The sequence below is a fragment of the Kocuria sp. genome (assembly GCF_030530945.1).
Classification (GTDB): Bacteria; Actinomycetota; Actinomycetes; order Actinomycetales; family Micrococcaceae; genus Kocuria.
Map to the genome: position 1 here is coordinate 248,980 of NZ_JAUMTZ010000001.1, position 13,495 is coordinate 262,474.

Consider the following 13,495-nt stretch of genomic DNA (forward strand, 5'->3'; position numbering starts at 1 on the left):
CCGCCCGCTCTCACTGACCCGTGTCGTGGGCCCGCTCGTCGATGAGCATGCCGCCCAGGATGCGCTCGATGGCCGCCCGTCCGTACAGGGCCGAGTCCTCCAGGGACTCGTCGTCGGCGCCCGGCACGAAGTTCTCGTCCTCCCCGCCGGGGCTGCGCGTGCTGGGAGGGGCGCCGTCCGGGGACTGCCGGTCCGCCACGGCGATGGCCGCCGCGTGCCGCTCGCGCCACCCGGGACGGCGCCCTCCCGGGGCCGCAGGGGGCGACGACGCCGCGGGGCCCGGTTCGTCGTACATGTCCGCCGGGGGCTCGTCCTCCGGTGGCGGGGGCGGTTCCTCGGGGCTCCAGTACTCGGGCCCGCGGTCTCGGGCCGGGGGATGGCCGCCAGCGGGGGCGCGGCCGGGCGCCGTCGCCCGGTCGTGGGCCGTCTGAGCCGGGTCACTCGGGGACCGGGGGGCCTGCGCGGCCTGCGGCGGCGCGGCGCCTTCCTCCGAGTGCCGCCGGGAGGGGTCCTCCGGCGTTCCGCCCGCGGTCTCCCCCAACTCCTCTACGGCCACGGCGGGCGGTGGTGCCGTGGGTGCATCCGAGACCTCACCCGACCCCGCAGAACCGTCCCGCGGTTCCGGGTCCGAGGACTCGTCACCGGCGGGTGTGGCACCGGGCTGCGGGATGGCCGCCACTGTCCAGGAGGTGACGGGTTCGTCGTCCTCCGGGGAGGGTGCGGACTCTCCGCCCGGGGAGCGGCCGCCCGCTCCGGAGCTGCCCCGCTCCCTGTCCCGGGTCTGCCCCTGGTCTCTCTCCCCGCCGCGGTTCTGGCCACGGCGATCACTGTTCGCCCTGTTCGCCTGCGCGTCCGAGTCCGGCTGCGCGGGCGCGTTCCGCCGGCGGTTGACCCCGAAGCCCTCCGGCTCCCGGAAGTAGTCGGGCTGCTCCGGCCCGCGGCCAGCGTCCGGAGCCCGGCCCGGCCCGCCGCTCGGACCGCGCCCGCCCCCGGGAGGCGGCCCACCGGCGTCGCCCCCCGGGCGGCCACGGGTGTCCCCGGGGCGTACGGCCTCCACGGCGCAGTCCAGGCCCACCACGGTCTGGATGGCGGCGCGGACGTCACCCTCGAAGCGGGGGAAGTTCATGATGTCCCCGTCCCCCTCGAAGGCCACCCGCAGCGTGTTGGCCTCGAAGGAGATGGGTGTGCCCCGCACGGTGATGGCCCAGGCCACACGGCGGATCTCGGCCAGGGCGGAGACGATCTCGGGCCAGGAGGAGCGCAGCAGCTCCAGCTCGCCGCTGGTGACGTCGCTCGGTGCAGTGCCCTCGGCTGGCTCCTGCGCGGGGCGGGTGCCCGGCCGCCCGGTGTCCTGCGCGGCGGCGGGAGAATCACCGGACGGGGCGTCGCCCGCACGGTCGGTCCCGGTGGAACGGCTCGGCTCCTGCTGCTCCGGACGGGAGGCGCCGCGCGTGGCAGGGGAGAGCTGTGCCTGACCGGCCTCCAGGTCCGTGGTGGTGCCGTCCGCGGGCGGGTGCTCGCCCTCGGGGCCGCGGTCCTCACGCGGCACGGGATCACCCGCGGCGGGGTGCTCGCTGCCGCGAGGGTCCTCAGCCTCGTCCTCGGGCACGGCGGGTTCGGCCACGTCCGGGGTCTCCACCGTGGGGTGTCCCGCCTCGGAGCCGTCCTGGCGCACGGGTCGCGAGGGCTCAGGCCCGGTCGCCACGACCTCCTCCTCGGTGCGGCTGGCCGGGACTGTCCTAGGCTCCCCGGCGTCCTCGCGCTCCGGCCCTCCGTTCATCTCACCGGCGGGGCCGCCTGCCGAAGGTGCGGACACGGCACCGTCCTGGGAGGAGGTGGCAGGGGCGCCGGAGGTGACGGGCGGGGTGGGGGCGGCGGGCGGCGTCGTCCCGGCGGCCGCGCCCACCCCGTCCTGGACACCCTGCCTGATCCCCGCACCCCGGGGGATGCTGAGGCGCCGCTCGAGGCGGTCCACGCGGGAGGTGATCCCGCGGGTGGTGTCGTCCGCGGAGGGCAGCAGGATGCGCGCGCACAGCAGCTCCAGGTGCAGCTGCGGGGAGGTGGCGCCCGTCATCTCGTTGAGCGCCTCGTTGGTGATGTCCGCGGAACGGGACAGCTCCGCCGCGCCCAGCTGGGTGGCCTGGTTGCGCAGCCGGTTGATCTGGTCCGTGGGCATCCCGTGCAGGATGTTTGCCGCGGAGTCCGGCACGGCGTTGACCACCACAAGGTCCCGGAAGCGCTCCAGCAGGTCCTCCACGAACCGGCGCGGATCCTGGCCGGTCTGGATCACGCGGTCCACCGAGGAGAACACGGTGGCGGCGTCCCCGGCGGCGAAGGCGTCCACGACGTCGTCCAGCAGGGCCGCGTGGGTGTAGCCCAGCAGGGCGACCGCGAGGTCGTAGGTGATCCCCTGCTCGTCCGAGCCCGCCATGAGCTGGTCCAGCACGGAGAGGGAGTCGCGCACGGACCCGCCGCCGGCGCGCACCACGAGGGACAGCACCCCGGGCTCGGTGGTGACGCCCTCCTCGGCGCACAGCTGCTCCAGGTACCGCATGAGCGGCTCCGGCGGGACCAGGCGGAAGGGGTAGTGGTGGGTGCGGGAGCGGATGGTGGTAAGCACCTTGGAGGGCTCCGTGGTGGCGAAGATGAACTTCACGTGCTCGGGCGGCTCCTCCACGATCTTCAGCAGCGCGTTGAAGCCCTCGCGCGTGACCATGTGGGCCTCGTCGATGATGAAGATCTTGTAGCGGTCCCGCACCGGGGCGAACGTGGCGCGCTCCCGCAGGTCACGGGCGTGGTCCACACCACCGTGGGAGGCGGCGTCCATCTCGATCACGTCCAGGGAGCCGGCGCCGTCCCGGGCGAGGTCCCGGCAGGACTCGCACCGCCCGCACGGGGTGGCGGTGGGGCCCTCCGCGCAGTTGAGGCAGCGCGCGAGGATGCGCGCGGACGTGGTCTTGCCGCAGCCGCGGGGGCCGGAGAAGAGGTAGGCGTGGTTGACCCTGTTCTTGCGCAGCGCGGTCATCAGAGGCTCGGTCACGTGCTCCTGGCCGATGACGTCCTCGAAGGTCTCCGGGCGGTAGCGGCGGTACAGGGCGGTAGTCACGGTGCAACTTTAGCCGGGGGCTCGGACGAGCACAGTGCGTCCAGGAGGCTGGGGAGCCAGGAATGAGAAGACCCCCCGTGCACCCGCCAGAGCCCATATACCCTTGCTGCCTTCCGGCCCTGGGGGAGTTTTACGAGATGGCGCCACACGAGGGGCTGAGCACTACTTTAGCCCAACTCCGCGCCGAGTTCGAACCGGGGTGGTGCGTTGCTCTGACACGGGGGACGACGGCGCGGTACCCCCCTCCCCGTCCTGTTGCCAGGGATCCCGTGCCGGTGGCGGACGGGCGGATTCGCGCGGCGGCCGGGATTTCCGCTATGCTGATTGCCGCACGTGCCCCACAGCTGTGGAAGCCGTGCACGCCTGGAGGATTCGCCTAGCGGCCTATGGCGCACGCCTGGAACGCGTGTTGGGTTAACGCCCTCGGGGGTTCAAATCCCCCATCCTCCGCGGTCGTAGAAACCCCCGAACCGTTTTACGGTTCGGGGGTTTCTCATTCCTGCGGGCATGCGTGCCGATGCACGTCGCGCGGGTATGCACAGCATGAGAAGAACGCCGCAGATCTGCAGTGGATCTGCGGCGTTCTCGCTCCCTGGGCCCCGGCGAGCTGGGGCGGCGCCGGGCTACTTGTGCCGCGGGGTGAAGGACGTGGAGCACTTCCAAGTGGTCCCGCCCGAGGTGGCCGTGACGTCCACGACCACCTTGTGTCCGGGGGTGGCCCTGGCGATCGGGTACTTCACCGCGGCGGTTCCCCGGCTGGTGGCCTTCGTCTGCTTGGTGTTGGTGGTGGTCTTGTACTTGGCGCGCGTGGTGACCTTCGCGTTCGCGCCCACGCGGGACACGTTCACCACCGTGGTGGTGTACTGGCGGGGGTTCTTCACGGAGACGCTCGCGGTGCAGGGGCGGACACCGGCAGCCTCGGCCGGGGCGGCGTCGGTGAAAGAGACGCCCGCGGCAAGGGCGAGCGCTACGAAGGTGGCGGCGAGGGAGCGGCGCAGGGGTGCGGCAGTGACCATGGGGGAATCCTTTGCGGAGAGGGGCGCGCGGAGATTCCGCAGTGGTCGCTGACCGGCAGCCCAGCCGATCCGTGCGTGCGCCCGGAAGAGTGTGAACAGCGTGATCGTAACCGCGGGCACACGCCCCCATGAGTGTGCGTCCGAAAATTACGAATGCATTTGCAACTACCTGAGGTGCTCGCCCGCACTCTCCCTCGGGGAACTGCTCGTGGTGCCACCGCTCCCCGTGGCAGGGCTGCCCCGCTGGACTTCCGGGTCTCGGGAGGGGTTACCCGGGGTGGCCGTTCAGGACACCGCGCTCAGCTCCGGCGGCTGCACGGGCAGGCGCACGGGGCGCATGCGGGAGTCGAACTGGGCGCCGAGTCCCCGCTGGATGAACCGGACGGTGGCGAGGGCGCGCTCTTTCTGTGCGCGGGCGCTCTCCATGGCCTTGCTGCGGTCCGCGGTGGAGGTGAGGGATCCGTGCACCAGCTGGGACAGCTCCTGGGTGTCGCCCTCCGGCAGGTATCCCTCGTCCATGGCGCGGCGCAGGATGTCCGAGAGCACCGACTGCAGCTGGCCCACGTGCTTGCCGAGCTTCGCGAAGTCCTCCGGGGAGAGGACGGTGCGCATGGCCTGGCCGGGGGGAAGGTGGCGGCGGCTGAGGTCCTCGATCTGGTGCTGGATGTACACCCCCAGCTGGTCCACGGGGTTCTCCGTGACCGCGAGCTCGCGATTGAGGTCCGCCACGAAGCGCTCGGTCTTGTCCAGGGCGTAGGCCACGAGCAGCTCGCCCATGTCCGCGAAGTAGTTGTAGACGGCCGTGCGGCCCACCCCGGCGGTCTTGGCCACGCGGGTCATGGTGAGGTCCGTGAGCCCGTTGCTGTACAGCAGCTCCCCGAACGCGTCGAGAATCGCACGCTGGGTGCGCTCCCGCTGAGCGGCGTTGCTGGGGGCTGTGATGCGAGGCATGACGACACCTTACCTGTTTCTGTCAGCAAGAGCATCCCCTGCCGACACGTCGTTGTGGGTTCGGTGTCCATTCCACCCCATGTGAGCGGGGAATGCCCTGCGAAACAGGGCATTCCCCGAGGGCTCCCAGGAACCTCGCCGCCGGCGTCGGGTCAGTGCTCGGCGGCCCAGCCGCCCTGCCACAGGGAGTCGAACGGCAGGTGGGACTCCAGCCGGTGCCGGATGCCCGCGGTCACGAAGCTCTTGGCGGTGCGGGCGGCGTCGAGCGGGGTGGCACCCTTGGCGAGCTCCGCGGTGACGGCCGCCGCCAGGGAGCAGCCCGCGCCGGAGACGGGGACCTCGCCCACCTTGGGCTCGGTGAGGACCTCCAGGGTGGAGCCGTCGTAGAACACGTCCACGGCCTCCGCGCCGGACAGCCGCACCCCGCCTTTGGCGAGCACGGTGGCCCCGGAGGAGTCGTGGATCCGCTGGGCGGCCTCCTTGAGGTCCGCCACCGAGTCGATGGCGTCCATCCCGGACAGGGAGAGGGACTCGAAGTGGTTGGGCGTGACGAACGTGGCCAGCGGCAGCACCTCGGCCTTCAGCGCCTGGTCCGTGTCCAGGGCCGCGCCCGGCTCCTGGCCCTTGCAGATCAGCACGGGGTCCAGCACCAGGTGCTTCGGCTTCAGCGCCGTCATGGCGGTGGCCGTGGTGCGGATGGTGTCCGGGTGCCCGAGCATGCCGATCTTCACGGCGTCCAGGTCGTACGCCGCGGTGATGGTCTGCAGCTGGTTCGCCAGGGTCTGCTGGTCCACGGGGGTGACGCGGTGGCCCCAGTCGTTCTCGGGGTCGAACGCCACGATGCAGGTGAGGGCCAGGGAGCCGAAGACCCCCAGGGACGTGAACGTCTTGATGTCCGCGAGCGCCCCGGCGCCGCCGGTGGCCTCGGAGCCCGCCACGGTCATGGCGACGGGCGGCTGGTTGCGTGTGGTTTCGCTCATGCCCGTCATTGTGCTCCGCCCGCCGTGGCCCGCGCGAGTCCTGCGCCGCACCATCCGTCCCAGGACCCCTCCGTGACGCCACCTCGCCGCTCCCGGGGCTCGGCCGGGCCCCCACTACACTGGGCGGCGGCGTCGGGTGGCAGGCGGCGTCCCCTCACGTTCCTCGCGACCCCAAGGACACCCGTGTCTTCTCACGTCACCCCGCCGCGGCCCGCGCACGACGCCGCCCCCGCACCTGCCGCCTCCGGGCCCGCCTTCGCGCGCCGCCCCCGCACGTACTTCGACCTCATCCTGGCCGCCTACTGCGTGATCCTGGTGCTCTCCAACATCGGCGCCACCAAGGGTGTGCAGTTCGGGCCGGTCATCACGGACGGCGGGTTCTTCCTGTTCCCGCTGGCGTACGTGCTGGGGGACGTGGTCTCGGAGGTCTACGGCTTCCGGGCGGCCCGCAAGGCCATCCTGACCTCGTTCTTCTTCGGGGCGTTCTCCTCGCTGGTCTTCTGGATCGTGATCGTGCTGCCCGCCGCGCCCTTCTACGAGAACCAGGGGGCGTTCGAGGCCGTGCTGGGCCCGGTGCCCCTCATCGTGGCGGGGTCCCTCTTGGGGTACCTGGTGGGCCAGCTGCTCAACGCCTACGTGATGGTCAAGGTCAAGGAGCGCACCCAGGAGAAGCACCTGTGGGCCCGGTTGATCTCCTCCACCCTGGTGGGCGAGCTGGTGGACACCGTCGTCTTCTGCACGGTGGCCGCGCCGATCATCGGCATCGACTCGTGGTCCGGGTTCCTCAACTACGTGCTCGTGGGCTACGTCTACAAGTGCCTCGTGGAGGTGGTGATCATGCCCGTGACCTACGCGGTGATCGCCTGGGTCAAGCGGCGCGAGCCGAGCTACGCGGAACTCGCCCCGCACCAGGGGTAACGGGCACCGGGAGGGTGCGGGCGGCGTCGTCGTCCGGGGGGCTCAGCGCCGCAGGTGGGCGAGCTGGGCGGCGATCGAGTGCTCCGCGGCGGGGCGCACCTCGGGCGGGACGTCCCCGTAGACCGCGTCCGTGACGGCTTCCACGGTGGCGTCCGGACCCAGCCGGGCGACGACGCCGCGCACCTGCTCCAGGCGCTCCAGCCGGTGCTCCGCGAGCTGCGCGCACGCACCCTGCAGGTCTGGCACGGGCGCTCCGTGGGCGGGCAGGCCCACGGTGCCGGCGCGCGCGCCGAGGCGCTCGAGTGAGCGCAGGTAGTCCTCCAGGGTGCCGTCCGGGTGGTCGATCATGGTGGTGCCACGCCCAAGGACGGTGTCCCCGGTGAGGATGGTCTCGGGCGAGTCGTGGTGCAGCAGGAACGAGACCGAGTCCGAGGTGTGCCCGGGGGTGGCCAGCACGCGGATGCTCACGCCCGCCGCCAGCACGCTGTCCCCGTCCCGCAGGGGCTCGCCGCTGTCCCGGCAGAACTCGGGCAGGGCGGCCCGCACGGGGGCGCCGGTGATCTCGTGCAGGCGGTCGATGCCGTCCGTGTGGTCCCCGTGGCGGTGCGTCACCAGGATGAGGACCACGGTTCCCGTGGCCGCCACGGCCTGCAGATGGTCCTCGTCCAGGGGCCCCGGGTCCACCACCACCACGTCCGGGCCGGGCCACTCGCCCCTGCCCTGCGCGGACGGGTGCTGGCCGTAGTTCGGGTGCTCCGGGCCGGGCCCGGGAGCGGAGAGGACCCAGGTGTTGGTGCCCTCCAGGGTCATGGGGCCGGGATTCGGGGCGAGCACCAGCCCCGCGCACGCGCTCACGCGGTGCAGCACGCCGGGAACCGCGGGATCGGGCCGCAGGCTCCTCACCGGAGGCCGTCCCGTCCGGCGACCGCCCGGTTCACGACGCCGCCGCCGGCTCCCGCGGGCCGGGGCGTGGCACGCGGGGCGCGGCTGAACGATCCCGCACCCGGGACGCGCCTGGTCTCGCTCAACACGTGAGGCCCTCGAACCTGCGGATCCGTGACCCCCGCCGAGCATGGCCGGGGTGCCGTGGTGTCGTGCCGGGGGCGTCCTCCCCGCTCCCGGAAGGTGTGCCCACCCCGGTGGCCGGTGCCCTCTGCGGCGCCCCTGCCGGTTCGCGGGAACACCACACCCGGTGTGGAGCACCTGCCCTCGACCCCCACCGGGACCGTGGATCCGCATCCTGTGGGACTCCCGGTGGGTTCTGAAAGTTCACCGCAGTCTAACGCGGGGGAAGATGCCGAGCCGGCGGGTGAAGGGCGCCGGTCATTGTGCGGGGTGCCTCGGCGCATCGCGGTCTGCGTGCGGGCTGCGGGCGGCGGTCCCGCTGGGCGGCGGGGGGCGGGCTAGGGTCTAGCCATGACTGAGCTGCAGACCGTCACGCGCACCGTGGACCTCGCCGACCTCTCCCGGGAGAACGGGGGGTCGCAGCACCTCCGCGCGTTCGTGGCCGAGCCCGCCACCCCGGGCCCCAGGCCGGGGGTGGTGCTGGTGATGGAGATCTTCGGTGTCAACGACGACATGCGCGCCCACGCCGAGCGCATCGCGGGCTGGGGGTACACGGTGGTGGTCCCGGACCTCTACTCGGACGGCGGCGCCCGGCGGTGCCTCGTGGCCACGATGCGCTCCCTCACCACCGGCACGGGCAAGGCCGTGGCGGACATCGAATCGGCCCGGCGGTGGCTGGAGCTGCAGCCGCAGGTCACCGACGCCGTGGGCATCATCGGCTTCTGCATGGGCGGTGGGTTCGCACTGCTCACGTGCGACCGCGAGCGCTATGCCGTGGCCAGCGCCAACTACGGCCGTGTCCCCGAGGACCTGGGGCACGCCTGCCCCGTGGTGGGCTCCTACGGCGCCAGGGACCGGCAGAACCCGGACGCCGCGCGACACCTGCGGGACCGGTTGGAGAAGGCCGGTGTGGCCCACGACGTCCGCGAGTACCCGGACTCCGGCCACGCCTTCCTCAACGACTCCCTCCCCGGCCCTCGCGCGCTCGCCCCGCTGTGGCACGTCGCCGGTTTCGGCGGATCCCGCGAGGACGCGGAGGACGCCTGGGCCCGGATCGAGCGCTACTTCGCGGCCCACCTGAAGCAGACCCCGGGCACCGCGGGCACCGCGACGGCGTGAGCCACGCCGGGTTCCCAGCCCCGCGGCGTCGTCGTCCTCAGGCGCTCGGCTGGGTGGTGCCGTAGTAGGTGCCCAGGAAGTCGTCCCGGTACTCGAAGTAGGTGCCCGCCTCGATGGCGGCGCGGGCGCCGGCCACGAGGTCCAGGACGAAGCGCTCGTTGTGGATGGACGCCAGAGTGGCGGCGTTGCGCTCCTTGGACTTGAACAGGTGCCGCAGGTACGCGCGGGTGTAGTGCGTGCAGGTGTAGCAGGGGCAGGTGTCCGAGATGGGCGTGAAGTCCCGCTTGAAGCGGATGTTCGTGAGGTTGAACCGGCCCGTGGGGGAGTAGACCGCGGAGGAGCGGGCCACGCGGGTGGGGGAGACGCAGTCGAAGGTGTCCACGCCGTTGTCGATGGCGGTGAAGATGTCGTCCGGCTCGGAGATGCCCAGCAGGTGCTTGGGGGTGTTCTCCGGCAGCTCCTCCGTGCACCAGCGCACGATCGTGCCCAGCTGCGACTTCTCCAGTGCGCCGCCGATGCCGAAGCCGTCGAAGCCCATCCCGGAGAGGTCCCGGCACGCCTTGCGGCGCAGGTCCTCGTACTGCGCGCCCTGGATCACGCCGAACAGCGCCTGGTACGGCTTGGCGGCACGCTCCTCCGTGAGACGGCGGTGCTCGGCCACGCAGCGCAGCGCCCACTTCCGGGTGCGCTCCAGGGCGGTCTCCTGGTACTCGCGGGAGTTGTGCAGGGTGGTGAGCTCGTCGAACGCGAACATGATGTCCGCGCCGATGTTGTGCTGCACCCGCATGGATACCTCGGGGGTGAAGCGGTGCAGGTCCCCGTTGAGGTAGGAGCGGAACCACACGCCGTCGTCGTCCACGCGCGCCATGCGCTTCTGCCCCGGGGCTGTGTGGGTGTCCCCCAGGGGGCTGGCCACGGCGGTCATGTCGATGACCTTCCCGAGCCCCGATCCCAGGGACATCACCTGGAACCCGCCGGAGTCCGTGAACGTGGGGTGCGGCCAGTTCATGAAGGTGCTCAGCCCGCCGGCCTCGTCCAGGACGTCGTCCCCGGGCTGCAGGAACAGGTGGTAGGCGTTGGCGAGCATGGCCTGTGCGCCCTCCGCCGCCATGGACTCGGGGAGCACGGCCTTCACCGCCGCCTGGGTGGCCACCGGGATGAACGCGGGGGTCTGGATCTGTCCGTGCGGGGTGGTGATGGTGCCCGTGCGGGCCTGGAACTGTCCGCCGTTCTCCCGCACGCGCTGCGGGGTGGCGGAGCCGCCGTCACGCAGTCTGGTGTGGAGCTCGAAGCTGAACGGGGGCGCGGATTCTGAGGCTGGCACCCCACCATTGTGCCGGGTCGCGGCCGCAGCGGGACAATGGTGGTGTCCCCGTTCCCGAACCAGAAGGTCGTGCGTGCCCCCGGTGAGTCAGGTGTCCCAGTTCTTCCACGTTCCGCCGTCCCAGCGGGACCACGTCCCCGCGGCGCGCATCGCGCTGTCCGTGGCCATCCCGCTGCTGGCGCTGCTCGCCACGGACCGCACGGACCTCGCGATCTACGCGGCGTTCGGGGCGTTCACCTCCATCTACGCGCGCAACGAGCCGATCGGGGCGCGGTTCAAGCACCAGGCCCAGGCCGGGGCCATCATCACCGCGTGCGTGGTGCTGGGAACCCTGCTGAGCACCCTGCACACCCCGCAGCCCCTGGTCCTGCTCGTGACCGCCGTGGTGGCGGGGCTGGGAGCCCTGCTGGCGGCCCACCTCACGCTGAAGCCCGCGGGCTCGCTGTTCTTCATCTTCGCGGTGGGGGCCATCGGCACCCTGCCGCAGGCCGCCCCGGTGTGGGAGGCGGGGCTGATCGCGGCCGCCTCCGCGGCACTGTCCACGGTGCTGGGGCTGGCGTTCCGCTGGGTGGGGGAGGGCGTGCGCGGACCCGTCACGCCCGTGCCCGTGCACCACGGCCTGACCACAGCCCAGCTGTGGGCCCACGCGGGCCGGTTCTTCCTGGCCACCGCTGTGGCCGGTGGTCTGGGACTGCTGAGCGGACTGTCACACAGCTACTGGGCCATGGTGGCGGCCGCCGCCCCCATCGCCGCCCCCGACCTCTCCGCCCGCCTGCAGCGCGGCGTGCACCGCGTGGTGGGCACCCTGGGAGGCGTGGGCGTCACGGCGTTCCTGCTGTCCCTGCAGCTGCAGCCGTGGCACATTGTGGTGTTCGTGATCATCCTGCAGTTCCTGGGGGAGCTGTTCGTGGGCCGCAACTACTCGGTGGCACTGCTGTTCATCACACCGCTCGCGCTGCTCATGACGCAGCTGGCCGCCCCCAGCGGCGAGTACACGTCCCTGCTGCAGGCCCGCGCGCTGGAGACCGTGATCGGGGCCGCCTGCGGGCTGGCTGTGGTCTACGTGTTCCGCTCCCGTGAGGAGCGGATCGCGGACACCCAGGCGGTGCCGCTGATCCGTCAGGCCACGGGCGCCCGGGACGGGGACTGAGTCTCAGCGCCCCCAGCCGGCGTGGGCGATGGCCTGGCGGACCAGATCCTCGCGCCCGCCCTCGAACTCCTCCTGGACGTCCAGGGAGAGGGCCTCGTCCGGGGTCATCCAGGACAGCTGCAGGGCGTCCTGGCGGGGTTCGCACTCACCGCGCACGGGAACGATGTAGCTCAGCGCCACGGCGTGCTGGCGGTCGTCGGTCAGTCCCGTCTCCGAGGGGGACGGGAAGAACTCGGACACGGCGAACGGCACCGTGGTGGAGGGCATCTGGGGCATCGCCAGCGGCCCCAGGTCCTTCTCCAGGTGGCGCAGCAGGGCCGCGCGCACCGTCTCCCGGTACATCACGCGCCCCGAGACGAACGTGCGGACCATGCGGCCCTCGTCGGTGGCGGTGAGCAGCAGACCGATCTCGGAGAGGCACCCCAGCGGGTCCAGGCGCACGGGAATGGCCTGCACGTACACGATGGGCAGCGAGGCGCGGGCTCGGTTGAGGTCCTCCTCGCTGAGCCAGCCAGGGTTCGGGTCCGGGGTGCGTACTGAACTCATGGTTCGTTTCTACCCTCGCCACACCCCTGCGGGCCAGGCTCGCTCCGCGTGACGCGCCCGGTTCAGCCTTCAGCCGAACGCGCGGCCGCCTCCAGCACCGTCCAGGCCTGCACCTGCGTGCCCAGCTCCACGGGGGCGCCCACGCGCTGGGCCTGGTTCGCGTGCTGGGACGGCTCGGGGGAGAACACCGCCACGGTCTCGCCTCCCGTGGCGCCCGGCCGGGAGAAGTCCTCGGCCGGGTCGAACTCTCGGCGCCCGTCCCACAGTGCGTCCGCCGTGGCGGCCACCAGGGTCCGCGCGGTCTCCCGCGCCTCGGCATCCAGAGCGGACGACGCCGCCGCCTCGCCCAGATAGCGCGCCAGGATCCCCGTGAACAGCCCGGCGTCCCCGCCGCCCTGCCCCTTCAGCACGGGGAGGTCGTGGGGCCCGGGCACCGTGAACTCCCGGGCGGCGCCGTGGACGAGGGCCGTGGCGCGCGACAGCCACAGCTGCTTCTCCTGCGGGTTCGTGACGTGCTCGGCCAGCTCCAGCACGCCACCCAGCACCGGGCCGCCGTTGTAGGTGTACACGTGCGGGTCCACCGCGGTGACCTCCGAACCGGAACCGGCCGCGACCATGCGGATGCCGTCCAGGAACACTCCCCGTTCGGCGTCGAAGAGGGTGTCGAAGAGCCACGTGAGCAGCTCCTGTGCCTGCTCCACCCGGTGCATCCGCAGGAAGGTCAGCGCCACCGGGGCGGTGGACGCGGTGTTCTTGTAGTCCCGGGTCATGTTCCACCACGTCCCGCCGCCCAGGTTCGCGTCGCATCCGGACTCCAGGCGCTTCGCCAGCGCCACGCCGGCGTCCTGCACTGCGCGCGTGGTGGCGCCCGTGGCCGCCACGTCCTCGTCGCGCAGCCGCCCCAGCGCGAGCGCGAGCCAGGCCATGTCGTCGAAGAACACGTTGTGCGTCACCCGCCCGCCGCTGTGCACGGCGATGCCCCGCAGCAGCTGGTGGGCGCGTGCCCGGGCGCGGTCGGCGTCCTCCGCATGGCCGGCCAGGCGCTCGCGGGTGGCGGCGTCCACGAAGGAGTCCAGCAGGTGCGCCTGCCACCAGTAGTGCCACGGGCCGCGGCGCGGGTGCGGGAACGCCACGGCGCCCAGGTACGTGCCCGGCACGTGGAAGGCCCGCGAGCCGAAGAGGCGGTCCACGGAGCGGGCGGCCGTGGCGGCGCGGTGGGCGGGGGACTCGGACATCGCGGTGCTCCTGCGGGACGTGGCGGGGGTGTGGCAGAAGCCTACCGGGGGTGGTGGATCGGGGCCTGGTCGACCGGGTGGCAAC

At 72.5% G+C, this 13,495-nt stretch carries 11 protein-coding genes, 1 tRNA gene and 1 other RNA gene; 4 read left to right on the forward strand and 9 right to left on the reverse strand.

Annotated features, from left to right (window positions below; translation table 11 throughout):
- Positions 1–10: 10 nt before the first annotated feature.
- Entirely contained in the window at positions 11–3,106 is a 3,096-nt protein-coding gene (locus Q4A22_RS01125; protein WP_303176684.1) for a DNA polymerase III subunit gamma and tau, read from the reverse strand.
- A gap of 63 nt (positions 3,107–3,169) precedes the next feature.
- Positions 3,170–3,266: signal recognition particle sRNA small type (gene ffs / locus Q4A22_RS01130), an RNA gene on the reverse strand.
- Between the two features lie 205 nt (positions 3,267–3,471).
- On the opposite strand from ffs, the gene Q4A22_RS01135 reads away from it, so the two are divergent.
- A tRNA-Ser gene (locus Q4A22_RS01135) sits at positions 3,472–3,556 on the forward strand.
- A 173-nt stretch (positions 3,557–3,729) separates the two neighbouring features.
- Here Q4A22_RS01135 and Q4A22_RS01140 read toward each other — a convergent pair.
- The 3 genes from Q4A22_RS01140 to Q4A22_RS01150 all read right to left on the reverse strand — a co-directional run bounded on the left by Q4A22_RS01140 (position 3,730) and on the right by Q4A22_RS01150 (position 6,053).
- Positions 3,730–4,122, reverse strand: coding sequence for a hypothetical protein (locus Q4A22_RS01140; RefSeq protein ID WP_303176685.1), 393 nt, complete (start codon positions 4,120–4,122; stop codon positions 3,730–3,732).
- A gap of 285 nt (positions 4,123–4,407) precedes the next feature.
- Positions 4,408–5,073: a TetR/AcrR family transcriptional regulator gene (locus Q4A22_RS01145; RefSeq protein ID WP_303176686.1), complete on the reverse strand. Its 666-nt coding sequence runs from the start codon at positions 5,071–5,073 to the stop codon at positions 4,408–4,410.
- 152 nt (positions 5,074–5,225) lie between these two features.
- Positions 5,226–6,053, reverse strand: coding sequence for a hydroxymethylpyrimidine/phosphomethylpyrimidine kinase (locus Q4A22_RS01150; RefSeq protein WP_303176687.1), 828 nt, complete (start codon positions 6,051–6,053; stop codon positions 5,226–5,228).
- Positions 6,054–6,236: 183 nt separating this feature from the next.
- Here Q4A22_RS01150 and Q4A22_RS01155 point away from each other — a divergent pair, with 183 nt between their 5' ends.
- On the forward strand, positions 6,237–6,971 hold the full coding sequence (locus Q4A22_RS01155; RefSeq protein ID WP_303176688.1) for a queuosine precursor transporter: 735 nt from the start codon (positions 6,237–6,239) through the stop codon (positions 6,969–6,971).
- Between the two features lie 42 nt (positions 6,972–7,013).
- On the opposite strand, the gene Q4A22_RS01160 is transcribed toward Q4A22_RS01155, so the two are convergent.
- The gene (locus Q4A22_RS01160; protein WP_303176689.1) at positions 7,014–7,838 is read right to left on the reverse strand and encodes an MBL fold metallo-hydrolase; all 825 of its coding nucleotides are present in this window, start codon (positions 7,836–7,838) and stop codon (positions 7,014–7,016) included.
- Between the two features lie 549 nt (positions 7,839–8,387).
- Between Q4A22_RS01160 and Q4A22_RS01165 the strand changes: the two genes are divergently transcribed.
- Positions 8,388–9,155 (forward strand): dienelactone hydrolase family protein, encoded by a 768-nt coding sequence (locus Q4A22_RS01165; RefSeq protein ID WP_303176690.1) that lies wholly within the window; start codon positions 8,388–8,390, stop codon positions 9,153–9,155.
- 37 nt (positions 9,156–9,192) lie between these two features.
- On the opposite strand, the gene tgt is transcribed toward Q4A22_RS01165, so the two are convergent.
- Positions 9,193–10,479, reverse strand: a complete 1,287-nt coding sequence (tgt, locus tag Q4A22_RS01170) for a tRNA guanosine(34) transglycosylase Tgt (RefSeq protein ID WP_303176691.1) — start codon at positions 10,477–10,479, stop codon at positions 9,193–9,195.
- 73 nt (positions 10,480–10,552) lie between these two features.
- Here tgt and Q4A22_RS01175 point away from each other — a divergent pair, with 73 nt between their 5' ends.
- Positions 10,553–11,629 carry an FUSC family protein gene (locus Q4A22_RS01175; protein WP_303176692.1) on the forward strand — a complete coding sequence of 359 codons (1,077 nt, stop codon included), beginning with the start codon at positions 10,553–10,555 and terminating at the stop codon, positions 11,627–11,629.
- Positions 11,630–11,632: 3 nt separating this feature from the next.
- Here Q4A22_RS01175 and Q4A22_RS01180 read toward each other — a convergent pair whose 3' ends face one another.
- Both Q4A22_RS01180 and Q4A22_RS01185 read right to left on the reverse strand, forming a co-directional pair.
- The gene (locus Q4A22_RS01180; RefSeq protein ID WP_303176693.1) at positions 11,633–12,175 is read right to left on the reverse strand and encodes an NUDIX hydrolase family protein; all 543 of its coding nucleotides are present in this window, start codon (positions 12,173–12,175) and stop codon (positions 11,633–11,635) included.
- Between the two features lie 62 nt (positions 12,176–12,237).
- The gene (locus Q4A22_RS01185; protein ID WP_303176694.1) at positions 12,238–13,410 is read right to left on the reverse strand and encodes a glycoside hydrolase family 76 protein; all 1,173 of its coding nucleotides are present in this window, start codon (positions 13,408–13,410) and stop codon (positions 12,238–12,240) included.
- Positions 13,411–13,495 lie beyond the last annotated feature (85 nt).

What these genes read in the sequence shown, in the direction of transcription:
- Q4A22_RS01140 (WP_303176685.1), bottom strand. Translation starts at nt 4,122, where the DNA reads ATGGTCACTGCCGCACCCCTGCGCCGCTCCCTCGCCGCCACCTTCGTA.
- Q4A22_RS01145 (WP_303176686.1), bottom strand. Translation starts at nt 5,073, where the DNA reads ATGCCTCGCATCACAGCCCCCAGCAACGCCGCTCAGCGGGAGCGCACC.
- Q4A22_RS01150 (WP_303176687.1), bottom strand. Translation starts at nt 6,053, where the DNA reads ATGAGCGAAACCACACGCAACCAGCCGCCCGTCGCCATGACCGTGGCG.
- Q4A22_RS01165 (WP_303176690.1), top strand. Translation starts at nt 8,388, where the DNA reads ATGACTGAGCTGCAGACCGTCACGCGCACCGTGGACCTCGCCGACCTC.
- Q4A22_RS01180 (WP_303176693.1), bottom strand. Translation starts at nt 12,175, where the DNA reads ATGAGTTCAGTACGCACCCCGGACCCGAACCCTGGCTGGCTCAGCGAG.
- Q4A22_RS01185 (WP_303176694.1), bottom strand. Translation starts at nt 13,410, where the DNA reads ATGTCCGAGTCCCCCGCCCACCGCGCCGCCACGGCCGCCCGCTCCGTG.